The organism is Agrobacterium salinitolerans (genome assembly GCF_002008225.1).
GTDB lineage: Bacteria > Pseudomonadota > Alphaproteobacteria > Rhizobiales > Rhizobiaceae > Agrobacterium > Agrobacterium salinitolerans.
Genome location: NZ_MRDH01000006.1, coordinates 172,767 through 195,449, shown reverse-complemented (window position 1 = coordinate 195,449; position 22,683 = coordinate 172,767). Strand labels below are relative to the sequence as shown.

Below are 22,683 nucleotides of genomic sequence, written 5' to 3'. Positions count from 1 at the left end.
TCGCAGCCGAGTATGTTTTTTTCGAATGACGCCCTTCGCCAGATTCCTGAACGCCAGATGAACGAGCCATTCAAGGAAGTTTCACCGGGGCGATGCTAATCGATTTTTACGGTTAATGCGGAACATGTTGAAACATGGTGCGTTAAGACAGAACCAAAGGAACGGACAGATGTTTGTAAGAGAAAAACAGTCTACTTCGGCGAAAATCAGCGTCATCAGCACCGCCTGGACAGTACTGGTTATCGCAATGGTAGCAACGACGTTTAGCCTTTATGAGCACAAGTCTGAAACGCAGGGACCGGACTACCCGCAGCTGACCGCCCGCTACCAGTATATGAATTATTACTGAGTAACGGAGAGAATTTTCTCAAATCTCCCGGAGACGATATCATGTTTACATTTCTGACGATGCTTCTGGCCCTGATCAGCGTAATGTTCGTGACGTCGATGATCTCCGTGGTCGCCGAGATGCGACGCGAGGATGAGGAATTCAAGGCGACGATCCGCCGAAACCGCGCCTTCTGAGCGCGGCAGACCGGCCTCAGCGCTTTTTAAAATGATTCTTCGTAACCGCCTGGACCCTCCGGGCGGTTTTATTTTGCCGCCTCACGGGGCGATACGGAGAAGATGACGGCGGAAAAACCGGCCTCCAATCACATAAGCGTTTTCAAAACCCCGTTTTTCCAAGGCAAATTCCCTTCAATTTCCCTTTGGATTGATTTAAGGAACGCCGATACGTTGCGGGCCGGAAGGCTGGCGACCGCAATGACGTTCCTGTGAGGTTTGCATAACGATGCTCGATTCCCTGAGAAATGCTTCTCGAACCATGGCAGCCAAGCTGCTGCTTCTCCTGCTTGTTGTTTCGTTCGGCGTCTGGGGCGTTTCCGCATCGCTTGTCACCTCCAATTCCCATGCCGTCATGACGGTGGGTGACCAGACGGTGAGCCCGCAGGAGTTCCGCCTTGCCTATCAGCGCCAGATTTCCGATCTCAGCCGTCAATTCGGAACAAGGCTGACGACCGAGCAGGCCAAGGCCTTCGGCATTGATCGTCAGGTCTTCAGCCAGCTTGCGGCGGGCGCAGCACTTGACGAACTGGCATCAAAAATGAATCTCGGCCTTTCGGAAGACCGCCTCGCCAACCTGATCGCCGAAGACCCGGCCTTCAAGTCGGTCAACGGCCAGTTCGATCGCAATCTCTTCAGCGAACGCCTGCGCAATTCGGGGTTCCGCGAGGATGACTATATCAAGGAACGCAGCAAGGTCGCCGTCCGAAGCCAGATCGTCGAAGCCGTGTCGGACGGTTTTACCGCACCGCAGGTGCTGGTGGATGCGTTGAAACAATATCGCAACGAGCAGCGCGCCGTCGATTACGTCATTCTTTCGAACGCCGTCATTCCACCGGTCAAGGCACCGGGCGACGACGTGCTTGCCCCCTGGTTCGAAACCAACAAGGCGAAATATCGCGCACCGGAATTCCGCAAGTTCACCTATGTGAAGCTGGAACCGTCCGACATCGCCGAGCCGGCCTCGGTAACGGACGCGCAGATTGCCGACTATTATAACAGCCACAAGGACAGCTTCCGCACCGCCGGCCGTCGCACCGTCGAGCAGCTGACCTTCCCGGAAAAGGAAATGGCAGCCGCTGCCGCCGAGCAGATCAGGCTTGGCAACACCACCTATGACCAGGTGGTGAAGGATCAGGGCAAGACCGCGTCCGACGTCACGCTCGGCGAATTCACCAAGGACACCATTCCCGACCAGTCGATTGCCGACGCCGCTTTCGCCATCCAGAAGGATGGCGGCGTATCTCCGGTGGTCGACGGCTCTTTTGGCCCGGTCATCCTGCGCGTCACCGGCATCAAGCCGGAAACGACCCGCACACTGGAAGAGGCGAAGGAAGATATCCGCAAGGATCTCGCCACGGCCGCCGCCGCCGAAGAAATCACCAATGTTCACGACCGGTATGAAGACCTGCGCGCCGGCGGTTCTTCGCTCGCCGACGCTGCCCAGCAGCTGAACCTGAAACCCGTCACCGTCGCCGCCATCGACGCGTCCGGCCTCGATGAAAAGGGTGATAAGGTTGAGGGCCTTCCCTCCCCGCAGCTGGCGCAGGAGGTCTTCAAGACCGAACCCGGGACGGAAGCGCTGCCGATAAATCTCGGCCGTGAAGGCTACATCTGGTTCGATGTCGACCAGATCATCCCCGCACGCGACCGCACGCTTGCCGAAGTCCGCGACGATGTCGTGGCCGACTGGACGGCGGAGCAGCAGCGCAACGCGCTTGCCGCCAAAGCCGAAGAACTGAAAACGCGCGTCGAAAAGGGCGAGACGCTGGAAGCAGTAGCGGGTGAGTTGAGCCTCGCGGTCGAACAGAAGTCCGGCCTGCGCCGCAACAGCGAAGACGCTATTTTCGGCCAGCAGACGATCGCGGCGGTCTTCTCCGGCGCAGAGGGCAAGGTGGGCGAGGCGGCTGATGCCGGCGGTTCCAGCCGTATCCTCTTCAAGGTCACCTCGGTCGACACCAATGCGCCTGCCGATGCGCTCGCCAATGACGACCAGCAGTTCGCCGCCATTGCCCGCGCCGCCGGCGACGACATGCTGGACCAGATGGTCAACCGCCTGCAGAATGACTATGGTGTGACGATCAATCAGGCCCTCGCCGATCAGGCGATGGTCGGTTTCTAACCGGGGGGCGACAAGATGGCCGAACTGAAGCCGCTGATCGCCAGGGTCGCGAACGGAGAAAGCCTGAACCGCGAGGATGCGCGCACTGCTTTCGACATTCTGATGTCGGGCGAAGCCACCCCGTCGCAGATCGGCGGTTTCCTGATGGCGCTGCGCGTGCGTGGCGAAACGGTAGACGAAATAGTCGGCGCCGTTTCTTCCATGCGTGCCCGCATGCTGCCGGTTTCGGCCCCCGCCAATGCCATCGATATCGTCGGAACCGGCGGTGATGGCATCGGCACCTACAACATCTCGACGCTGGCCTCGATCATCACCGCCGGCACGGGTCTGCCGGTCGCCAAACACGGCAACCGGGCGCTGAGCTCCAAGTCAGGCACGGCAGATGCCCTCTCGGCACTCGGCGTGAAGCTCGATATCGGTCCCGATCTCATCGCCCGCTGCATCGCGGAGGCTGGCCTCGGTTTCATGTTCGCGCAGCTTCACCACTCGGCCATGCGCCATGTAGGCCCGAGCCGGGTCGAACTCGGCACCCGCACCATTTTCAACCTGCTCGGCCCCCTCTCCAACCCCGCCGGTGCAAAACGTCAGCTGCTTGGCGTTTTCTCGCCGCGCTGGCTGGTGCCGCTCGCCGAAGTGCTGCGCGATCTGGGGTCGGAGAGCATCTGGGTCGTGCATGGCGACGGCATGGACGAGGTGACGACGACGGGCGTTACCCACGTCGCGGCGCTGGAAGACGGCAAGATCCGCACTTTCGATCTGACGCCGAGGGATTTCGGTGTCGAGCCCGCTTCCATGGAAGACCTGAAGGGCGGCGATGGCATTGCCAATGCGGCAGCGCTGCGCGAGGTTCTGTCCGGCAAGCGCAACGCCTATCGTGACGTGTCGCTGTGCAACGCGGCCGCAGCGCTGGTCATTGCCGGCAAGGCGGAAACGCTTACCGACGCGATGACGATTGCAAGCGATGCGCTCGATAGCGGCAAGGCCGCTGCCGCGCTCGACCGGTTGGTCGCCGTATCCAACGAAGCCAATTCAGGGCAGGAATGAGAGCGAGATCATGAGCGACATCCTGAAAAAGATCGAGGCTTACAAGCTCGAGGAAATCGCAGCCGCCAAGGCCAAGGTTTCGCTGGCCGATCTGAAGGCCATGGCTGCGGACCAGAGTGCACCGCGCGGTTTCTATAAGGCGCTGCGGGCGAAACAGACCGAAGGCAAGTTCGGGCTTATCGCCGAAATCAAGAAGGCCAGCCCCTCGAAAGGCCTCATCCGACCGGATTTCGACCCGCCGGCGCTGGCCGCAGCCTATGAAGCCGGTGGCGCTGCCTGTCTTTCGGTGCTGACGGATAGGCCAAGCTTTCAGGGCGCACCGGAATTTCTGACCGCCGCCCGCAATGCCTGCGCCCTGCCGGCGCTGCGCAAGGATTTCATGTTCGACACCTATCAGGTGCATGAGGCCCGTGCCTGGGGTGCGGACTGCATTCTCCTCATCATGGCATCGCTGTCGGACGACGATGCGAAGCGCCTCGAAGACGAGGCTTTCGCGCTCGGCATGGATGTGCTGATCGAAGTGCACGATGAAGAGGAAACCGAGCGCGCGCTGAAGCTCGCCTCCCCGCTTCTTGGCATCAACAACCGCAACCTGCGCACCTTCGAAGTCGGCCTCGAAACCAGCGAAAAACTGGCGGGCCTCGTACCGGCTGACAAGCTGCTGGTGGGCGAAAGCGGCATCTTCACCTTCGAAGATTGCAAGCGTCTCGAAAAAAGCGGCATCAGCACCTTCCTCGTGGGCGAAAGCCTGATGCGCAAGGACGATGTGACGGCGGCCACCAAGGCCCTGTTGACCGGCCAGTCCGGCATTCTGGCCGCGGAATAAGACGCCAATGAGCGATGGCCAGAAGCTCACCCATATCGATGCAAGCGGCGAAGCGCATATGGTCGATGTCGGCGACAAGGCCGAAACCGTCCGTGTCGCAGTGGCCGAAGGTTTCGTGAAGATGAAGCCGGAAACGCTGGCGCTCATCCGCGAAGGCAACGCCAAGAAGGGCGATGTCATCGGCGCAGCACGCCTCGCCGGCATCATGGCCGCCAAGCAGACGGCAAACCTCATCCCGCTCTGCCATCCGCTGATGCTGACCAAGGTGGCGGTGGACATTGCCGAAGACGCCGCCCTGCCCGGCCTGCGGGTCGAAGCGCTGGTGAAACTGTCCGGCAAGACCGGCGTGGAGATGGAAGCGCTGACCGCCGTCTCCATCGCCTGCCTGACAATCTATGACATGGCGAAAGCCGCCGACAAGGCGATGGAGATCGTCAATATCCGCCTGCTCGAAAAGAGCGGCGGTAAATCCGGCGATTTCCGGCGACAGGAGAATTGAATGAAACCGCTGCTGCCCGTGGATGAAGCCATAAGGCGCCTTCTGGAAGCGGCGGTTCCTGTAGCGGAAAGCGAGACCCTGCCGCTTGCCGAATGTGATGGCCGGGTTCTTTCGACCGATCTGACGGCGCGCCTCACCCAGCCGCCCTTCGACGCCTCTGCCATGGACGGCTACGCGCTACGCAGCGCCGATGCGGCCGATATCGGCTCGGTGCTGACCGTCATTGGTCAGGCCGCCGCCGGCCATGCCTTTACCGGCACGGTAGGTGAAGGCCAGGCCGTTCGCATCTTCACCGGCGCGCCCGTGCCTCAGGGTGCGGATACCATTCTCATTCAGGAAGATGCCGAAGTGCTGGAGGGCGGAAAAATCCGCACCGCCTTCGACGTCACCGCCGGGCGACATATCCGCCCGCGCGGACAGGATTTTACCGAAGGCGAAGCGGCCCTGAAGACCGGTCGGGAACTCGGCTTCACCGAACTGACGCTGGCGGCCGCGATGAACCATGCCGCTCTCACCGTCTATCGCAGGCCCCGCATCGCCATCCTCGCCACCGGCGACGAGTTGCTGCCGCCGGGAAGCGCGCCACAGCCCGCGCAGATCATCGCCTCCAACACCTTCGGCGTCGCAGCCCTTGCCCGGCAGGCCGGGGCCGAGGTTATCGATCTCGGCATTGTCGCCGATAATGACAGGCTGATCCGCGCCGCCATCGGCAAGGCCGTCGCAGCGAATGTCGATGTGCTGGTGACGCTCGGCGGCGCTTCCGTCGGCGACCATGACCTCGTGCAGGCAGCCTTGAAGGCGGAAGGCATGCAGCTCGATTTCTGGCGCATCGCCATGCGTCCGGGAAAACCGCTAATGGTCGGCGCCATCGGCTCCATGCAGGTTCTGGGCCTGCCTGGAAACCCGGTTGCCAGCCTTGTCTGCGGCCTGCTGTTCCTGGAACCGCTGATCCGCAGCATCGCCCGCCGCGCGCCCCGGCAACGAGCGGCGACCGCCCGCACCGCCACACCGCTGAAAGCGAATGATCATCGGCAGGATTATCTGCGCGCCCGTTTCAGCACCGACGAAAACGGCCTGCTGGTGGCGGAAGCCCATACGAAGCAGGACTCATCGATGATGAAGATATTGGCCCATTCCGACGGGCTGCTCGTGCGCCCGCCAAATGCGCCAGCGGCGGCGGCTGGGACAGAATGCCCGGTCATCCGGTTGAAATCCTGACGCACAGTCTATACGGGCGGATTACGGCCGGCCGCATAACTGGCCTTTTCCTGAACCTTGCCGAATGATTGCCGCGCCGTCCCAAAACGGCGCTGCCGCGTCCCGCAGGCGCAGGAACCCAAGATAAGACTGTAACATTCCTGTATCCCGACACGAATGACAAAAAAAGAACCGCCTATAGGTGGGGTCGCGCCGAATTAAAAAGCCACCATACCTTTTCACGCCGGGATTATTTCTCCATCTTGTTGTACCAAAATAAACCACACGAATTCCGTTATTGGGATTGACAGAATAAATGCGGTTCTGTCACCAAGGCAAACAATAGAGGAAAAAGTTCCGGAATTCTGGAAAATGAAAATTACTTATATTTATCAATTAAATAAAATACAAAGTGGCAAAAATGAAGTTTCATGGCACAAAAATTAGTTTCCCATAAATTAAGCTTTCCAAAACGAACTTCATAATAATAATCATAGTCGATAAGCAGACTCACTGGAGTTTCTTGATGAACACGGCATCCACGCCCAAAACCACGGGGCCCGACATTGCCGGGCAGATTGCCTATGCCATGCGGAGCATGGGTGTTTCGCCGATCCCGCGTAACTATAGTCTCTTTTACGAAGCCTATATCGGCTCGAACCCTGCCCTGACGAAGGAGCTGGCCGCGCTTGGACACCGGGTGACGCAGGAGGATCTGGACGAGCTGTCCTCCCGTTACGGAGAAGGAAATCCCGCCCGGTCGATCGACGACGCGCATGAGAAGCTCAGGCGCGAACTGGAGGGCCTTCTGGGCACGCTGAGGCACGAACAATCCTCCATCGAAAACTACAACCGGATACTCGGTGAAACGCGCCAGCGCATCGATGACAAGAATGCAGCCAGCAGCAATATTCTAAGGAATGCGATTTCGCTGCTGGCCGAGGCCACTGGCTCGAAAATCATCGACGGCGAAAAGACCTTCAACGATGTCAACCGCCATGCCGAGGAAATGCACCAGGTGCGCCTGGAGTTGGATGAGTACAAGCGCATCGCCAATACGGATTCGCTGACGCGCCTGTCCAACCGACGCGCCTTCGATGACCGGCTGGCGTCCATCTATGACAGCTCCATCGGCCTGCAATATACCACGCTCGTCCTGCTCGATATCGATCACTTCAAGCGGATCAACGACACTTTCGGCCACCCGGTCGGCGACAAGATCCTCGCCACCGTAGCCTCCGTCATCCGCGCCAATGTCCGCAAGGATGGTTTCGTCGCCAGAAGCGGCGGCGAGGAATTCGCCATCATTCTGGATGGCAATACGCCGGAAGAGGTGATGGTGATGTGCGAGCGCATCCGCCTGTCGCTGGAAAGCACGCCCTTCCGCAATTCCAGATCAGGCGCCGACTACGGCACGGTCACAATCTCCCTCGGCTTCGCTTCCGCCGCACAGGCCAGCAACCCGAGCGAGCTTTACGGCCATGCAGACACCGCGCTCTATCATGCCAAGGAAACCGGCCGAAACCGCTCCGTCTATTACGAGGACGGCATGCAGAAGAACTATGCAGGCAAGAACTGGCTGATTTATCGGACGTGAAAATTAGAGGGCAGCAGCCGTTCCGTTGACGCCCTCATTCTTGTGCTCGTCACAGGAATGAGGGCGGGGTTACGCAAGTGCATGCCCTTTAAATGCCAACCTGTTGCTGCGGCAATTGATGCCTCACCACATGGTCTTTGCCGCCCGCGCCGCCCATTCCCGATCATAAGTCTCCTGATCGAACTCCGCCTTCGCCGCCTTGAGCATGGTGCCGGGCGTCGGCAGCGATGCCACATCGACGAAATTGGCGGGGTTCCACAGTTCGGAGCGCATCAGCGCCCGTGCACACTGGAAATAGACCTCGTTTATCGTCACCACGATGACGGTGCGCGGATGTTTGCCATCCATCTCGAAGCTCTGCAACAACCCCGTATCGACGGAAACCACCGCGTGGCCATTGATGCGCATGGTCGTGTTGGAACCGGGGATCAGGAACATCAGCGCCACCCGTGGGTCGCGCACGATGTTCAGAAGCGAATCGATGCGGTTGTTGCCACGCCAGTCCGGCAACAGCACGGTCCTGTCATCGGCCACCCGCACCACGCCACCCTTGTCGCCGCGCGGTGAACAGTCCATGCCTTCAGGCCCCACCGTTGCCAGCGCGAGGAAAGGCGAAGTTTCGATCATCAGCCGGTATTCGGCTGTCAGCGCGGCTGTCACCTTGGCGATCGACGCCTCGCTCGTGCCGTCATAGATGGCCTTCAATTCCTCAACCGTGCGAATGATCGTCATGTCCGTTCCTATCCCTGCCAATTGCCTCTGTCGCCGCCGAAAGACCGGGGCGTCCTATTCCTCTGCGGCTTCCGCCTTTTCCCGCTCTGCCCGCTCGCGCGCGGTGCGGGCGGCCACGAGATCGGCCGGCTGGGCGTTGCCGCGGATCAGCGAACGGCCGGCATAGATGCCGCCGACGACTTCCATGGCGAAACGCTCTTCATCGCGGTCGCGGAATTCCTCCACCAGACGTGCGGCGTCTTCCCGCTCCTCGCCCATGGCGCCCAGCACTTCCTCGCTGAAATTCAGCGCCGATTCCAGCGTCTCGCGGATCTGGTAGTCGACGCCGGCTTTCAGCAGATCGATGGCATGGCCGCGGTCGTAAGCACGGGCGAGAACCGGAACCAGCGGAAATTCGTGTTTGACGATCTCTGCGATCCGCACAGCAGCTTCCTTGTCATCGACGCAAATAAGTACCGCGCGCGCCGTGCTGGCACCGGCGGCATGCAGGATTTCCGCCCGCGAACCGTCGCCATAATAGACCTTGAAGCCGAATTCCGCCGCATCGCGCACGAAGTCGGCGTCCTTGTCGATCAGCGACAGCGTATAACCGCGCGCCAGAAGCGGCTGGCTGACGATCTGGCCGAAACGGCCGAAGCCGATCAGCAGAATGCTGCCCTCGACATTTTCAGGCACGTCGAGATCGTCGGTATTGGGAACCGCCGCCGGCACCAGCCGGTCATGCAGGATGACCATCAGCGGCGTCAGCACCATGGAGATGATGATGGTCGCCGTCAGGATGGCGTTCGCCTCCCGGTCGAGAATGCCAGCGCTGACGGCAGCCGAATAGAGCACGAAGGCGAATTCGCCGCCCTGCGCCATCAGCACCGCCCGTTCCAGGCTTTCGCGCCGGGTGGTGCCGAGCGCCCGCGCCACGCCATAGATCAGGAAGGCCTTGAGCAGCATATAGCCCACAACGCTGATGACCACGAGCTGCCAGCTGGAGGCAATGACGGCAAGATCGATCGCCATGCCGACACCGAGGAAAAACAGGCCGAGCAGAATGCCGCGAAACGGCTCGATATCCGCTTCCAGCTGATGGCGGAAGGAGGATTCCGACAGCAGCACGCCGGCGAGAAAGGCCCCCATGGCCATGGAAAGGCCGCTGACCTGCATCAGAAGCGCTGAACCCAGCACCACCAGCAGCGCGGCGGCCGTCATCACCTCGCGCGCGCCGGAGGCCGCCAGCAGGCGGAAGAACGGGTTGAGCAGATAACGCCCGGCGAGGATGAGCGCACCGACGGCAGCAAGCGCGATGCCGACGGAAGCCCAGCGCTCCGATGCCGTGACGTGTTCGCCGCCCGAACCGAGGAAAGCGACAAGCGCCAGCAGCGGCACGATGGCCAGATCCTCAAACAGCAGAATGGCGATGATACGCTGCCCTTTCAGGCTCGACATGCTGTTGCGCTCCTGCAGCATCTGCATGACGATGGCCGTCGAGGTCAGCACGAAACCGGTGCCGGCAACGAACGACATGATGACGGGAAAACCGAGACCGACCCCGATCAATGTCAGGCCGGCCATGCAGACTAGCACCTGAAGCGCACCCAGCCCGAAAATATCCTGCCGCATCGACCACAGCCGCGACGGTTGCATCTCAAGGCCGATGATGAACAGGAACATCACCACGCCGAGTTCCGCTATATGCAAAATGGCCTGCGAATCGGAGAAAAAACCGAGACCGTAAGGCCCGATCACCAGACCGGCGGCCAGATAACCGAGCACCGAACCGAGGCCGATGCGCTTGAAGATCGGCGCAGCGATAACGCCGGCCGCCAGAAGCACGACCACCTGGGCCAGATCATTCCCGTTCGCTTCTACAGCCACACGCCACCCCGCTGAAAATCGATAAGACGAGGGTGTTCCCTCCCTCACTTCCTAGCGCATCGGCGTGAAAAGCGAAAACGATTTTACTGAAGGACGATGCACAGATTCAACGGGTTATTTGTCGCTCAGGGCATGCGATCCTCGGATGCCGCTGTCCTCCTCCCCTCATTGGTGTGCTTGTCACAGGAATGAGGGTGGGGCCGCAGGCCTTGCGTCCGTCTACCGGTATCGCGGCTCTCTGCTCAAGCCCTTTTCGGCGAGCTCCCGCTCATAATCCGCAAACAGCCCATCGCCGGTCTCGCCCAGTTCCTTCAGATATTTCCAGGTGTAGATGCCGCTATCGTGGCCATCGTCAAAGATGATGCGCACCGCATAATTGCCGGTCGCGACCATGGAGCGGATGGCGACATCGCGTTTTCCGGGCACCGTGACCTTTTGCCCCGGCCCGTGGCCCTGCACTTCGGCCGAGGGAGAAAGGACGCGCAGCATCTCGGCTCGGAGACGGTAAACGCTGCCGTCATCAAAAGAGACGGTCAGTTCGCGCCGGTCTTTTGACACAAGCAGCTCGGTAGGCCAGGCATCACTCATTTTTCACTTCCGCAAGCTCGTCATATGCGTCAGAATTACGAACTTGCCTCACGATAGGCAAGCCACTACATCACCTGATAGAGCACACATTCGGCGTGTGTGCCAGGCGCGAGGGGCAGTGAGGATGGAGACGTGAACGGTTTCTCCGGTTCGCTTGAAAAGGCGAAAACCCTGACGGAAAACAGCACACCGATGGTGGACCCTTTCGGTCGCTCCATCACCTATCTGCGTGTCTCGGTCACCGACCGCTGCGATTTCCGCTGTACCTATTGCATGTCCGAGCACATGACCTTCCTGCCCAAGAAGGATCTTCTGACGCTTGAAGAACTGGACCGGCTCTGTTCCGTCTTCATAACGCGCGGCGTGCGCAAGCTGAGGCTGACCGGCGGTGAACCGCTGGTGCGCAAGAACATCATGTCGCTGGTGAGAAACCTTGGCCGCCACATTGAAACCGGTATGCTGGAAGAGCTGACGCTGACGACAAACGGCTCACAGCTCGCCAAATTTGCCGACGAGCTTGCCCATTGCGGGGTGCGCCGCATCAACGTGTCGCTCGATACGCTCGATCGCGATAAGTTCCGCCATATCACCCGCTGGGGCGATCTCGACCGCGTCATGGAGGGGCTCGACGCCGCCCAGGCCGCGGGCATCAAGGTCAAGCTGAACGCGGTGGCGCTGAAGGACTTCAACGACGCCGAGATTCCCGATCTCATGCGTTTTGCCCATGGTCGAGGCATGGACCTGACGGTCATCGAAACCATGCCGATGGGGGAGATCGAGGAAGACCGGACAGACCGCTACCTGCCGCTTTCGCAGTTGCGTGCCGATCTGGAAAAGAGCTTCACGCTGATCGACAGCGATTACCAGACCGGCGGTCCCGCCCGTTACGTGACGGTGAAGGAAACCGGAGGCCGGCTCGGCTTCATCACGCCGATGACGCATAATTTCTGCGAAAGCTGCAATCGCGTCCGCCTCACATGCACCGGCACGCTTTATATGTGCCTGGGCCAGGATGACGCCGCCGACCTGCGCACCGCGCTGCGCGCCTCCGACAGTGACGCCTATCTTTCCAGCGCCATCGATGAAGCCCTTCTGCGCAAGCCGAAAGGGCATGATTTCATCATCGACCGCACCCACAACCGGCCTGCCGTCTCCCGCCATATGAGCGTGACCGGCGGCTGAGCGAAGGCTGAAACTGTTTCTCGTCCACCCACCCATATAAACGGTTGAAATGCCGGCTGTGGCGTGCCACGTCTCTTTGCATGGAGGAATGCGTGGTCACGCCCGAAAGGCGGCCCAAATCGCCCCGAAAGGGCGGCCGGGAAAACCGCGCATGGTCTGGGATATTTTGGAATGGCATTGACGGACAATACGCGCGGCGCCCTTTTCATGGCGCTCGCCATGGCAAGCTTCACGGCCAATGACGCCCTGACGAAATCCGTCACCCCCTATATCAACACCGGCCAGATCATGTTCGTCCGCGGCATCATAACGGTGGTGCTGATCTACATCGCCGCCCGCCATTTCGGTGCGCTCCGGCCGCTGAAAACCCTCATGCGCCCCATCATCATCCTGCGCTGTATCTGCGAAGTGACTGCGGCCGTGCTCTATCTGACGGCGCTCGGCCTCATCGGATTTTCCAATGCCTCGGCCATATTGCAGTCCCTGCCCCTGGTGGTGACGCTGGGTGCGGCGCTGTTTCTGCGCGAGCCGGTGGGCTGGCGACGCTGGATGGCGATCATCGTCGGCTTTATCGGCGTGCTCGTCATCATCAGGCCCGGCCCGGAAGGCTTCACGCCGGGGGCGCTTCTGGTCGTCGCATCGCTCGCCGTCACCGCCGCGCGCGATCTGCTGACGCGGAAAATGTATGCCGATGTGCCCTCGCTCGCCATCACCGTCATCACCGCTTTCGTCAATATGGCGGTGGGCGGCCTGCTGATCGTGCCCTTCGGCGGCTGGCAGCCGATGAATTTTATGATCCTCTCACATCTCGCCGGTTCCGCCATCCTGGTGCTGGTGGGCTATCAGGCGATCATTCTCGCCATGAGATCGGGCGAAATCTCCTTCGTCGCGCCGTTCCGTTACACCAGCCTGCTCTGGGGTTTCATGATCGGCGTATTCTTCTTCAATGAAAAAATCGACAATTATACCATCGTCGGCGCCCTGATCGTCATCGGTTCGGGCCTCTACACCTTCTACCGCGAAAGCCTGCGCAAGCGCTCGCAGATGGCCAAGCGCGCGGCCGCCACCCCAACCGCCGCGACCACGGTACGGCCGGCTTCCGTTACGAAAGCTGCCGTAACGGGCGAGGCTGGAGAATGATATGAACAGCGGCCGTTTTCTGGACAGGACCACACCGCCGCACATCATCACGCTGGTCGTCATCGCCGGCGTTGCGGCGCTGTGCATGAATGTGTTCCTGCCCTCGCTTGCGGCCATGGCGGTTTATTTCGAGACCGACTACGCGGTGATGCAATTTGCCGTTTCGGGTTATCTTGCCGCCACCGCCTGCCTGCAGCTCATCATCGGCCCGCTTTCCGATCTTTTCGGGCGCCGCCCGGTCATGCTGGCCAGCATCGCCATCATGATCGTCGCAACGCTCGGCTGCATGCTCGCGCCCAACATCACCGTCTTCATGATCGGGCGCGTTGCGCAGGCAGCAGTCGTTTCCGGCTTCGTGCTGGCGCGCGCCATCGTGCGCGACATGGTGCCGATGGAACAGGCAGCCTCGATGATCGGCTACGTGACCATGGGCATGTCCGTGGTGCCGATGGTGGGGCCGACGGTTGGCGGGCTGCTCAACGACATTTCCGGCTGGCAGTCGAGCTTCGCCCTCCTCTCCCTGCTCGGCGTCGGCATTCTGGTGCTCGCCTGGTTCGATCTCGGTGAAACCAACCATAATAAATCGGCGAGCTTTTCGCAGCAGTTTCACGCCTGGCCGGAACTTCTGCGCTCTCCGCTCTTCTGGGGTTATGCGCTGACCTCGACCTTCTCGTCCGGCATGTTCTTCTCCTTCCTCGGCGGCGCGCCCTTTGTCGGCAGCGTGCTTTACGGGCTCGCCCCGGCCATGCTCGGCCTGCAATTCTTCTTCATGGCCAGCGGTTACATGCTCGGCAACTTCATCTCCGGTCGTTATGCCAGCGAAATCGGCATTACCCGCATGATGCTGTCGGGCAATGTCATCGCCATTGCCGGCATCGTAACGACCATGCTGCTGATCTCCGCCGGGGCGGAAAGCGCCTATGCGTTTTTCGTGCCGCTTGCCTTGATCGGCGTCGGTAACGGCGTGACACTGCCGAGCGCCAATGCCGGCATGGTCAGCGTCCAACCGCATCTGGCCGGCTCCGCCTCCGGCCTCGGCGGCGCGATGACCATCGGCGGCGGCGCAGCGCTCTCGGTGCTCGCCTCCTCGGTCCTGTCCAGGGAGGACGGAACCTGGCCGCTTCTTCTGGTGATGCTGGCGACCGGCCTTGTCGCCCTCCTCACCACCCATGTCGTAAGGCTGCAGGAACAGCGGGAATGACGGCCCCTTTCGAAATACCAGGTCTTGTGCTCGCCGGCGGGCTTTCGCGGCGCATGGGCAGCAACAAGGCGATGGTGCAATTGGGCGATACGCCCCTCATCTCCCATGTCATCAACCGCATCGCACGGCAGGTGTCAGACGTCACCATCAATGCCGCCAATGGCTGGGCGGAGAGTTTCGGCCTGCCGCTGCTTCGAGATACGCTGAGCGGCCATGCCGGACCGCTTGCCGGCATTCTGGCCGGCATGCGCCATTTCCAGCATCGTGAGGGCGCGGTCAGTCACTTCCTGACCGCGCCCGCCGACAGCCCGTTTTTCCCGAACGATCTCGTGGCGCGGCTTTGCGAACACCTGTCAGACGATGCAATCGTCATCGCCGCCTCCAGCGGCCAGCTTCACCCGGTTTTTGCGCTGTGGCCGGTAGCGCTTGCCGATGATCTCGAGGACTGGCTGACGAAAGATGAAAACCGGCGCATCCGCGCCTATCTGGCCCGGCACGTCACCATCGGCGTGGCCTTCCCGCCGCTGGAAACGGCAAAGGGCAGCCTCGATCCGTTCTTCAACATCAACACGCCGGATGAACTGGCGCTGGCGCGCAGCTATCTGGAGAAGCTGGAGCAATGACGGCACAAAAGGTCTTCGGCATCGCCGGCTGGAAAAACTCGGGCAAGACCGGCCTTGCGGTCCGTATCGTCACCGAGCTGACGGCGCGCGGCTACCGCGTCTCCACCATCAAGCACGCCCATCATGATTTCGATATCGACAAGGTCGGGGCGGATAGCTGGCGTCACCGGCAGGCCGGCGCGCACGAAGTCACCATCGTCTCCGGCACCCGCTTCGCCATCATGCATGAATTGCGCGGCGAACCGGAACCCTCCTTCGAGGACATCCTCTCCCGCCTCGCCCCCTGCGATCTCGTGCTGATCGAGGGTTATAAATACGAGCCGGTGCCGAAGATCGAGGCGCGCCGACTGGACGCGGCCAAGACCGAACCGCTCGCGCCGCTCGATCCGCATATAATCGCCATTGCTGCCGATCATGACGTGGCGGACACGACGTTGCCCGTTTTCGATCTCGACGATACCGGCGCCATTGCCGATTTCATCGAGAAGACGGTGGGACTGGTGAGGCAGTAGCGACGTTTCCGCCGCCTCCTCTCCTCCGTCATCAAGCCAAAAAATGAAAAAGCCGGGCTCATCACCCGGCTTCATCATTCCTTGAGACGCAATACCTATTCAAGGAAAGTGGAAGGGTTCACCGGCGTCGCATCCTTGCGAACTTCGAAGTGAACCTGCGGACGCTTGGCGCTGCCGGTCATGCCCGATGTGGCGATGGTCTGGCCGCGCTGAACCTTCTGGCCGCGCTGCACGTCAAGATTGGCGGCGTTGCCGTAAACGGTGACCTTGCCGTCGTCATGGCGCACGAGAACCGTGTTGCCGAGCTGCTTCAGGCCGTTGCCCGCATAGATGACCACACCGTTTTCGGCGGCCTTGATCGGCGTGCCTTCCGGAACGGAGATGTTGATGCCATCGTTGCGGCTGCCTTCGACATTATCGCCGAAATTGTTGATGACCGCGCCGCGAACCGGCCAGCGATATTTGCCGATGCCGGTGGATTCCGGTGCGACGGAAGCCATGTCGGCCTTTTTCTCGATGTCGCTGACACTGGCGGTGGCCGGTGCGGCAGGCGCAGTCGGAGCCGCGGCAGCAGCCGGTGCCTTGTAGGGCTCAGGCTTGGCGGATGCGGTTTCGACCGGCTTGGCCGCTTCTTTGGCCGGAACGGAAGCCGTCTTGATGGCATCCGTCGAAGCGCCGGGCATGTTGAGCGTCTGGCCGACGCGGATGCTTTCGTTGCTGAGACCGTTTGCCGCCTTGAGGGCGGCGACCGACACGCCGTTTGCGCGGGCGATCTTGGACAGGCTGTCGCCCGGCTGCACCTTGTAGCCGCCGGTGGGCGGCAGCGGCTTGCCGCCGGGCGGCGTCAGCTTGCCGGTTTCGGAGGAAACCTTGTCACGGGCGGCGGCCTGCGACGGCAGCACAGCCACGTTCCCCTCGGGACTACGCAGCGGCGTCGGCTGGTCGCCATTGCGGTTGAGCGCAATATTGCCGGCGGCATCCTTGGCGGCATTGCGGACCTGACCGAACTTCGGAATGATGATCGACTGGCCGGCCTGTGCCGAGGATGCGGTCTTCAGGCCGTTGACGCGCAGCAGTTCCTTTTCCGGAACGCCGTAACGGTTGGAGAGCGTCGCGATGTTTTCGCCGGGACGCAGGGTCACGGAGGCGGCGCCATCCGTGTGCCAGCCGTTCTTGTCGGAGCGGACCGTTGCGGTGGTCAGATTGTCGGCCGCGGGAGCGGCAGCCTGCCGGGCGGGCGCTGCAAGAGACGGCACGACCTTGGGCTGGGCGGATGGGAAAGGCTGGGCCATGGCTTCGCTGCGGGTCGAAGGATCGCGGCTTGCCACAGCTGTCGGCGCAGCCAACTCGGATCGCTGCACGGGAGAGGCCGAAGCCGAGCGGGCCATGGAAGGCTGAACGCCGCCATAACCGCCCGATTGCGGATAGGAATTGCCCGCCATGTTCTGGTTGGCATAACCGCCCTGCGGCGCGGCGGAGGCGTAACCGCCATTCATGTCGCCCTGCGGCACCGGGGCCTGCCCGTAAGCACCGCCGCCCTGACGGGCAGGAATTGACGCCGTGGTCATCTGATCCGGTCCACTGGAAAAGAGGCCGCTGAACCGCGTTGCATCCGAGCTACAGCCCGTTGCGACGCTTGCCAGCAATGCCGCTGCGAACATTTTTGCGACTGATTTTCCGATTTTAGACGAATGTCTCATACGCATGACTCGATCTACACTGACGCCAACCCGCCGCATCGAGACCGATCCGGCACAAATTTCACTTCTTGCAAGGCCCATTTCCCGAAGTGGGAAAACCATGCGTCGATGTTTATGATTAAAGCGCGTTAGTGTTACCACGCCGTTAAAACGTTAAGCCGCTTGGCGCTTTTTTGACACTTCGATAACCATGACGAAAACAGAATGCGTCACGTTGGAACAATAATGATATTAAAAATCAGTTAGTTGCAGAAATTCAGAACATTAGGAGACAAAGATGGAATGTCTCCAAAATTTTCATTTCGTCACAAATGACGCGCAATATGCGTGCTGAGCGGCAGGTAAGGCGCCTCGAACAGTTCTTCCTTCTCGAAGCGGCTGCCGGTCTTGGAGAAACGCGTCATCACGCAACGCTCGTCTTCGAGAATGATCGGGGCGATCATCATGCCGCCTGAAACGATCTGTTCGGCAAAGAAGCGGGGCATGGTGGTGAAGGCCGCCGTGGAGACGATTCGGTCGAAGGTACCCTCGCCCACCAGGCCGTTGCTGCCATCCGCCTGACGGATGACGACATTGCGGATGGAGAGATCGTCGAGACAGTTCTGCGCCCGCTGCACCAGCGTCCTGTAACGCTCCAGCGAAAAGACGCGTTCGACCCGCCGAGCGATGATCGCCGTCATGAAACCGCTGCCCGTGCCGATTTCCAGCACACGCTGGCCGGGTTTCAGCTGCAGTCGGGCAAGGATTTTCACCGCCATGTCGGCGCCTTCCATGAAGGCGCCGCAGTCGATCGGGATCGTGCGGCTGGAATAGGCATCGGCCGCAAATTGCGGCGGCACGAATTTCGAGCGCGGCGTCTGCTCGACCGCCGTCAGAAGGTCGAGATCGGAAATCCCCTCACCCCTTAAGCGGAGAACGAGAGCGGCAAAACCTTCCTTTTCGACCATTGCGGATTTCAATCGGCGACTCCGAATCCAAGTGCTTGCGCAACCCGATCCTTCACCGTGTAGTCCGTCAGGTCAAGCTTGAGCGGTGTGACGGAAATCTTGCCATGTTTCAAAGCGTGGATATCGGTGCCTTCGCGGAAGGTACCGAGACGCTCGCCGAAGCGCAGCCAGTAGTAGGGAAGACCGCGACCGTCCTGCCGTTCCTCCACCGTCAGGCCAAAATCGAGCTTGCCCTGCCCGGTGACAGACACGCCCTGCACATCCTTGGGCGCACAATTGGGGAAGTTGAGGTTGAGGAAGGTGCCATCAGGCAGATCGACATCGATTAGCTTGCGGATGAGATCGGGCGCATAGGTCTCCGCCACTTCCCACGGCACGACACGGCCTTCGGCATGGCTGAAGGCCTGGCTTAGCGCAAAGGAGCGCACGCCCTGCAGCGTGCCTTCGATGGCGCCGGCAATGGTGCCGGAATATGTCACGTCATCGGCCATGTTGGCGCCAGCATTGACGCCGGAAAGAACCAGATCCGGCTTTTCGGGCAGAACCTCGCGAATGCCCATGATGACGCAATCGGTCGGCGTGCCGCGCAGCGCGAAATGCTTGTCGGAAACTTTTCGCAACCGCAGCGGTTCGGACAAGGTCAGCGAGTGCGCGAGACCGCTCTGGTCTGTCTCCGGCGCAACGATCCAAACATCGTCGGACAGCGTGCGGGCGATACGCTCCAGCACCGCCAGACCTTCGGCGTGGATACCGTCGTCATTGGTCAGCAAAATCCGCATGGTTCTCTCTCCGCTTTTCATATCTTCAAGGACGGAGCATCCCCCCACCGGCAGTGAGGTGTGCAGCTCTCCCATGGACATCCTCAGGCCTGTCCAGAGAATCTAATCACGTCGAAATCAATCGATAGGTGCAGATCCTCGGGCCTGTCCCGAGGACGACGTCGGCCTGATTGGAAGACTCTCCTTCCAATAGCACGACGCTGCGCTCCCTCAGGCCGCTTTCTCGATCCGAGTCAGACCACCCATATAGGGAAGCAGCACATCCGGAATTGTGACGGAACCATCGTCGTTCAGGTAATTTTCGAGAACCGCGATCAGGCAGCGACCGACAGCTGTTCCGGAACCGTTCAGCGTGTGCACGAATTTCGTCGCCTTGTCTTCCTTGCCGCGATAACGCGCATTCATGCGCCGCGCCTGGAAATCGCCGCAGACCGAGCAGGACGAAATTTCGCGATAGGTGTTCTGGCCCGGCAGCCACACTTCCAGATCGTAAGTCTTGCGGGCGCCAAAGCCCATGTCGCCGGTGCAGAGCGTCATGGTGCGGAAATGCAGGCCGAGGCGCTTCAACACCTCTTCGGCGCAGGCCGTCATGCGCTCATGTTCGGCGACCGCACTTTCCGCATCGGTGATGGAGACGAGTTCGCATTTCCAGAACTGGTGCTGGCGCAGCATGCCGCGCGTGTCGCGGCCGGCCGAACCCGCTTCCGAACGAAAGGATGGCGTCAGCGCGGTAAAACGTAGCGGCAGCTTCTCCTGATCGAGAATTTCGCCGGACACGAGGTTGGTCAGCGTCACCTCGGCCGTCGGAATCAGCCAGCGGCCATCCGTGGTCTTGAACAGGTCCTCGGAGAATTTCGGCAATTGACCGGTGCCGAACATGGCTTCGTCGCGCACCATTAGCGGCGAGGAAACTTCGGTATAGCCATGTTCCGAGGTGTGCAGGTCGATCATGAACTGGCCGAGCGCCCTTTCCAGACGCGCCAGCTGGCTGGTCAGCACGGTAAAACGTGCGCCCGATAGCTTGGCGGCACGCTCGAAATCCATATAGCCGAGCGCTTCGCCAATCTCGAAGTGCTCCTTTGCCTCATGGTTCCAGCCGGGCTTCTGGCCGACGACGCGGGTCACCACATTGTCATGCTCATCCTTGCCATCGGGCACATCGTCGAAGGGCATATTGGGCAGGCGCGAAAGCGCATCGTTCAACTCGGCGGTGACCAGACGGTCCTCCTCCTCGGCGCGCGGCATGTTTTCCTTGATGTCGGCGACTTCGGCTTTCAGCTTTTCCGCCAGCTCCATGTTCTTCTGCGCCATCGCAGCGCCGATTTCCTTGGAGGCGGCGTTGCGGCGCGACTGCATGTCCTGCAGGGACTGGATGACGGAACGACGCTTTTCATCAAGCGCGATCAGGCCGCTGGCGGCGGGCTCTGCGCCACGGCGTGCAAGCGCCGCATCGAAAGCTTCGGGGTTTTCGCGTATCCATTTAATGTCGTGCATCGTCGTTCCAGACCGTTGTTGCATCATCGGTGTTTTACAGCAAAACGCCGGGCATGAGCCCGGCGCGAGGAAATGTCGTGAGCGGCGAGACCTTCGAGAATATCAGGTCTCCTCCAGCTCCGTGCTTGCGGATTCTGCCGCACGTTTCCTCTCCACGAGTCGAGCCATGTAGATGGAAATCTCGTAGAGAATGATTGCAGGCAGCGCAAGACCGATCTGGGACATGGGGTCCGGCGGCGTCAGGACGGCTGCGACTACAAAGGCGAGGACAATCGCGAACTTGCGCTTTTGCCGCAGCCAGTCGCTGGTCAAAAGCCCGACGCGGGCCAGAAGTGTGGTGACGACGGGCAGCTGGAACACCAGACCGAAGGAGAGAACCAGCGTCATGATGAGGCTGAGATACTCCGACACCTTCGGCATCAGCGAAATCGCCACCTCGCCGTCTTCGGGCAATTGCTGCATGGCGAGGAAGAACCACATGACCATGGGCGTGAAGAAGAAATAGACAAGCGCCGCACCGATGAGGAAAAGGATCGGCGAAGCGATGAGGAACGGCAGGAAGGCCGCCCGCTCGTTCTTGTAAAGGCCGGGCGCCACGAATTTATAAAGCTGCGAGGCGATCACCGGGAAGGAAATCACAATGGCGCCAAACATGGCGACCTTGATCTGCGTGAAGAAGAATTCCTGCGGCGCGGTATAGATCAGCGACGACTTCGCAACATCGAGCCCGGCCCAGATCACCGCCCATTTATAGGGAACGACCAGCAGGTTGAACAGATGTTTGGCAACGGCGAAACAGGCGATGAAGGCGACGAAGAACGCGCCGAGCGACCAGATCAGCCGCGTGCGCAGTTCCATGAGGTGCTCGATCAGCGGCTGCGGCTTATCCTCGATATCCCCGCTCATGCTTCATCCTTTTTGGGCTTTGCAGCCTTGGTTTTTGCCGTTTTAGCCGGCTTGGCCACGGCCACGGCCGCCTTGTCTGCGGAGGACTTGCTGGCAGCCGCCTTTTTGGTGACCGTCTTCACGGCGGGCTTCAAGGCGGCGGGCTCACTGGTTTTCACGGTGGCGGCGGTTTCTGGCGCTGAGGCAACCTTGCTCCGCGCTGCACGTTTCGGCTTGGCGGCAACCGCTTCGGCCTCAACAGTCGCAATGGACTTCGCCCGCGCGCGCTTGGGCTTTTCCTCCGCGGCGACAGCTGCGGCAACCGGCGCAGCGGGTGCGGCAACGGCAGGCGGCGCATCCGGCAGCTTCATTTCCGGCTCAGGCACGCTGACCAGCGGCGCGACCGGCTCCCCTGTCGCCGGCGCCGGCGTGGACGAAAGGCCATCCGGCGCAGCCGTCGCCTTCTGGAGATCGGATTTGATCTCGTTGCCCAGCTGGCGAAGTGGGTTCATCGCATCGCGTAGCGAATTGGTCGGGTTTAGATTGCGGACATCGGAGATGGTTTGGCGCACATCGTCCATATCGGCTTCTTTGAGGGCCTCATCGAACTGGCTGCGGAAATCCCCCGCCATCTTGCGAAGGCTAGCCATCGTTTTGCCGAAAGCGCGGATCATGGGCGGCAAGTCTTTAGGCCCGACGATCACGATCAACACGACCGCAATCACCAGCAGCTCGCTCCAGCCGATATCTAACATCAATATGCTCCCGAGACCCTAGCGCTCCGGCCCGACAATCGGAATCGATTTTCGACGGGAATGAAGCGCAACATACAAGTGGCAGAGCGTCCTTGGTGCGTCAAAAAAGGACGCAAGGCGCTCTAGCGCCAGTCTCACACCAAGCGGCGAAAGGCCGCTTACTTGATCTCGTCAGCCTTGTGGTCGACGGTCTTCGTGTTGGCATCGGCCGGCGGCGGCGTCTGGTCTTCGTCAGCCATGCCCTTCTTGAAGCTCTTGATGCCCTTTGCGACATCGCCCATCAATTCCGGAATCTTGCCGCGTCCGAAGAGGACGAGAACAATCACCAGCACGATGAGCCAATGCCACACACTAAAAGAACCCATAACTGAAACTCCTGAATTTCGCTTTCAGACGATGTAAGACGTTTGAAAGGCTTTTTCAAACGACA

General features: G+C 60.6%; 23 protein-coding genes. 13 read left to right on the top strand and 10 right to left on the bottom strand.

Going from position 1 to position 22,683, the window contains the following annotated elements; all coding sequences use genetic code 11:
* The first annotated feature begins 169 nt into the window (after positions 1–169).
* From BS627_RS05030 to BS627_RS04995, 8 genes are all read left to right on the top strand, one after another.
* On the top strand, positions 170–349 hold the full coding sequence (locus tag BS627_RS05030; protein WP_165691133.1) for a hypothetical protein: 180 nt from the start codon (positions 170–172) through the stop codon (positions 347–349).
* Between the two features lie 41 nt (positions 350–390).
* Positions 391–525 carry a hypothetical protein gene (locus tag BS627_RS24925; protein WP_006314429.1) on the top strand — a complete coding sequence of 45 codons (135 nt, stop codon included), beginning with the start codon at positions 391–393 and terminating at the stop codon, positions 523–525.
* A 268-nt stretch (positions 526–793) separates the two neighbouring features.
* Entirely contained in the window at positions 794–2,686 is a 1,893-nt protein-coding gene (locus tag BS627_RS05020; protein ID WP_077982173.1) for a peptidylprolyl isomerase, read from the top strand.
* Between the two features lie 15 nt (positions 2,687–2,701).
* The gene (trpD, locus tag BS627_RS05015; protein WP_077982172.1) at positions 2,702–3,730 is read left to right on the top strand and encodes an anthranilate phosphoribosyltransferase; all 1,029 of its coding nucleotides are present in this window, start codon (positions 2,702–2,704) and stop codon (positions 3,728–3,730) included.
* Between the two features lie 10 nt (positions 3,731–3,740).
* On the top strand, positions 3,741–4,556 hold the full coding sequence (gene trpC, locus BS627_RS05010; protein WP_077982171.1) for an indole-3-glycerol phosphate synthase TrpC: 816 nt from the start codon (positions 3,741–3,743) through the stop codon (positions 4,554–4,556).
* 7 nt (positions 4,557–4,563) lie between these two features.
* On the top strand, positions 4,564–5,055 hold the full coding sequence (gene moaC / locus BS627_RS05005) for a cyclic pyranopterin monophosphate synthase MoaC (protein ID WP_077982170.1): 492 nt from the start codon (positions 4,564–4,566) through the stop codon (positions 5,053–5,055).
* Entirely contained in the window at positions 5,056–6,273 is a 1,218-nt protein-coding gene (locus tag BS627_RS05000) for a molybdopterin molybdotransferase MoeA (RefSeq protein ID WP_077982169.1), read from the top strand.
* A gap of 505 nt (positions 6,274–6,778) precedes the next feature.
* A complete protein-coding gene (locus tag BS627_RS04995) occupies positions 6,779–7,849 on the top strand; it encodes a GGDEF domain-containing protein (protein WP_077982168.1) in 1,071 nt (356 codons plus the stop codon).
* A 123-nt stretch (positions 7,850–7,972) separates the two neighbouring features.
* On the opposite strand, the gene BS627_RS04990 is transcribed toward BS627_RS04995, so the two are convergent.
* The 3 genes from BS627_RS04990 to BS627_RS04980 form a co-directional block, all read right to left on the bottom strand.
* Complete coding sequence (locus BS627_RS04990) at positions 7,973–8,581, bottom strand: pyridoxamine 5'-phosphate oxidase family protein (protein ID WP_077982167.1); 609 nt, start codon at positions 8,579–8,581, stop codon at positions 7,973–7,975.
* A gap of 54 nt (positions 8,582–8,635) precedes the next feature.
* Complete coding sequence (locus tag BS627_RS04985) at positions 8,636–10,447, bottom strand: monovalent cation:proton antiporter-2 (CPA2) family protein (protein WP_077982166.1); 1,812 nt, start codon at positions 10,445–10,447, stop codon at positions 8,636–8,638.
* A 219-nt stretch (positions 10,448–10,666) separates the two neighbouring features.
* Positions 10,667–11,035: a gamma-butyrobetaine hydroxylase family protein gene (locus tag BS627_RS04980; RefSeq protein ID WP_077982165.1), complete on the bottom strand. Its 369-nt coding sequence runs from the start codon at positions 11,033–11,035 to the stop codon at positions 10,667–10,669.
* 132 nt (positions 11,036–11,167) lie between these two features.
* Between BS627_RS04980 and moaA the strand changes: the two genes are divergently transcribed.
* From moaA to mobB, 5 genes are all read left to right on the top strand, one after another.
* Positions 11,168–12,217 carry a GTP 3',8-cyclase MoaA gene (gene moaA, locus BS627_RS04975; RefSeq protein ID WP_077982164.1) on the top strand — a complete coding sequence of 350 codons (1,050 nt, stop codon included), beginning with the start codon at positions 11,168–11,170 and terminating at the stop codon, positions 12,215–12,217.
* Between the two features lie 171 nt (positions 12,218–12,388).
* Positions 12,389–13,357, top strand: a complete 969-nt coding sequence (locus BS627_RS04970) for a DMT family transporter (protein WP_077982163.1) — start codon at positions 12,389–12,391, stop codon at positions 13,355–13,357.
* Position 13,358: 1 nt separating this feature from the next.
* Positions 13,359–14,558, top strand: a complete 1,200-nt coding sequence (locus BS627_RS04965; RefSeq protein WP_077982162.1) for a multidrug effflux MFS transporter — start codon at positions 13,359–13,361, stop codon at positions 14,556–14,558.
* Positions 14,555–15,181 carry a molybdenum cofactor guanylyltransferase MobA gene (mobA, locus tag BS627_RS04960; protein ID WP_077982161.1) on the top strand — a complete coding sequence of 209 codons (627 nt, stop codon included), beginning with the start codon at positions 14,555–14,557 and terminating at the stop codon, positions 15,179–15,181. The genes BS627_RS04965 and mobA overlap by 4 nt, the downstream gene beginning before the upstream one ends.
* Positions 15,178–15,693 (top strand): molybdopterin-guanine dinucleotide biosynthesis protein B, encoded by a 516-nt coding sequence (gene mobB, locus BS627_RS04955; RefSeq protein WP_077982160.1) that lies wholly within the window; start codon positions 15,178–15,180, stop codon positions 15,691–15,693. The genes mobA and mobB overlap by 4 nt, the downstream gene beginning before the upstream one ends.
* 95 nt (positions 15,694–15,788) lie before the next feature.
* Here the strand turns inward: mobB and BS627_RS04950 are convergent, their stop codons facing one another.
* From BS627_RS04950 to BS627_RS04920, 7 genes are all read right to left on the bottom strand, one after another.
* Complete coding sequence (locus BS627_RS04950; RefSeq protein WP_165691132.1) at positions 15,789–17,354, bottom strand: peptidoglycan DD-metalloendopeptidase family protein; 1,566 nt, start codon at positions 17,352–17,354, stop codon at positions 15,789–15,791.
* Between the two features lie 344 nt (positions 17,355–17,698).
* Positions 17,699–18,340: a protein-L-isoaspartate(D-aspartate) O-methyltransferase gene (locus BS627_RS04945; RefSeq protein ID WP_077982158.1), complete on the bottom strand. Its 642-nt coding sequence runs from the start codon at positions 18,338–18,340 to the stop codon at positions 17,699–17,701.
* Positions 18,341–18,348: 8 nt separating this feature from the next.
* Positions 18,349–19,119 (bottom strand): 5'/3'-nucleotidase SurE, encoded by a 771-nt coding sequence (gene surE, locus BS627_RS04940; RefSeq protein ID WP_003509717.1) that lies wholly within the window; start codon positions 19,117–19,119, stop codon positions 18,349–18,351.
* A gap of 210 nt (positions 19,120–19,329) precedes the next feature.
* The gene (serS, locus tag BS627_RS04935) at positions 19,330–20,613 is read right to left on the bottom strand and encodes a serine--tRNA ligase (RefSeq protein WP_077982899.1); all 1,284 of its coding nucleotides are present in this window, start codon (positions 20,611–20,613) and stop codon (positions 19,330–19,332) included.
* Positions 20,614–20,715: 102 nt separating this feature from the next.
* Positions 20,716–21,519, bottom strand: a complete 804-nt coding sequence (tatC, locus tag BS627_RS04930) for a twin-arginine translocase subunit TatC (RefSeq protein ID WP_077982157.1) — start codon at positions 21,517–21,519, stop codon at positions 20,716–20,718.
* Complete coding sequence (gene tatB, locus BS627_RS04925; RefSeq protein WP_077982156.1) at positions 21,516–22,253, bottom strand: Sec-independent protein translocase protein TatB; 738 nt, start codon at positions 22,251–22,253, stop codon at positions 21,516–21,518. Before tatB ends, tatC begins: the two co-directional genes overlap by 4 nt.
* A gap of 158 nt (positions 22,254–22,411) precedes the next feature.
* A complete protein-coding gene (locus BS627_RS04920) occupies positions 22,412–22,618 on the bottom strand; it encodes a twin-arginine translocase TatA/TatE family subunit (protein ID WP_003509722.1) in 207 nt (68 codons plus the stop codon).
* Positions 22,619–22,683 lie beyond the last annotated feature (65 nt).

What these genes read in the sequence shown, in the direction of transcription:
- BS627_RS05030 (WP_165691133.1), top strand. Translation starts at nt 170, where the DNA reads ATGTTTGTAAGAGAAAAACAGTCTACTTCGGCGAAAATCAGCGTCATC.
- BS627_RS24925 (WP_006314429.1), top strand. Translation starts at nt 391, where the DNA reads ATGTTTACATTTCTGACGATGCTTCTGGCCCTGATCAGCGTAATGTTC.
- BS627_RS05020 (WP_077982173.1), top strand. Translation starts at nt 794, where the DNA reads ATGCTCGATTCCCTGAGAAATGCTTCTCGAACCATGGCAGCCAAGCTG.
- trpD (WP_077982172.1), top strand. Translation starts at nt 2,702, where the DNA reads ATGGCCGAACTGAAGCCGCTGATCGCCAGGGTCGCGAACGGAGAAAGC.
- trpC (WP_077982171.1), top strand. Translation starts at nt 3,741, where the DNA reads ATGAGCGACATCCTGAAAAAGATCGAGGCTTACAAGCTCGAGGAAATC.
- moaC (WP_077982170.1), top strand. Translation starts at nt 4,564, where the DNA reads ATGAGCGATGGCCAGAAGCTCACCCATATCGATGCAAGCGGCGAAGCG.
- BS627_RS05000 (WP_077982169.1), top strand. Translation starts at nt 5,056, where the DNA reads ATGAAACCGCTGCTGCCCGTGGATGAAGCCATAAGGCGCCTTCTGGAA.
- BS627_RS04995 (WP_077982168.1), top strand. Translation starts at nt 6,779, where the DNA reads ATGAACACGGCATCCACGCCCAAAACCACGGGGCCCGACATTGCCGGG.
- BS627_RS04990 (WP_077982167.1), bottom strand. Translation starts at nt 8,581, where the DNA reads ATGACGATCATTCGCACGGTTGAGGAATTGAAGGCCATCTATGACGGC.
- BS627_RS04980 (WP_077982165.1), bottom strand. Translation starts at nt 11,035, where the DNA reads ATGAGTGATGCCTGGCCTACCGAGCTGCTTGTGTCAAAAGACCGGCGC.
- BS627_RS04970 (WP_077982163.1), top strand. Translation starts at nt 12,389, where the DNA reads ATGGCATTGACGGACAATACGCGCGGCGCCCTTTTCATGGCGCTCGCC.
- BS627_RS04965 (WP_077982162.1), top strand. Translation starts at nt 13,359, where the DNA reads ATGAACAGCGGCCGTTTTCTGGACAGGACCACACCGCCGCACATCATC.
- mobA (WP_077982161.1), top strand. Translation starts at nt 14,555, where the DNA reads ATGACGGCCCCTTTCGAAATACCAGGTCTTGTGCTCGCCGGCGGGCTT.
- mobB (WP_077982160.1), top strand. Translation starts at nt 15,178, where the DNA reads ATGACGGCACAAAAGGTCTTCGGCATCGCCGGCTGGAAAAACTCGGGC.
- BS627_RS04950 (WP_165691132.1), bottom strand. Translation starts at nt 17,354, where the DNA reads ATGTTCGCAGCGGCATTGCTGGCAAGCGTCGCAACGGGCTGTAGCTCG.
- BS627_RS04945 (WP_077982158.1), bottom strand. Translation starts at nt 18,340, where the DNA reads ATGGTCGAAAAGGAAGGTTTTGCCGCTCTCGTTCTCCGCTTAAGGGGT.
- surE (WP_003509717.1), bottom strand. Translation starts at nt 19,119, where the DNA reads ATGCGGATTTTGCTGACCAATGACGACGGTATCCACGCCGAAGGTCTG.
- serS (WP_077982899.1), bottom strand. Translation starts at nt 20,613, where the DNA reads ATGCACGACATTAAATGGATACGCGAAAACCCCGAAGCTTTCGATGCG.
- tatC (WP_077982157.1), bottom strand. Translation starts at nt 21,519, where the DNA reads ATGAGCGGGGATATCGAGGATAAGCCGCAGCCGCTGATCGAGCACCTC.
- tatB (WP_077982156.1), bottom strand. Translation starts at nt 22,253, where the DNA reads ATGTTAGATATCGGCTGGAGCGAGCTGCTGGTGATTGCGGTCGTGTTG.
- BS627_RS04920 (WP_003509722.1), bottom strand. Translation starts at nt 22,618, where the DNA reads ATGGGTTCTTTTAGTGTGTGGCATTGGCTCATCGTGCTGGTGATTGTT.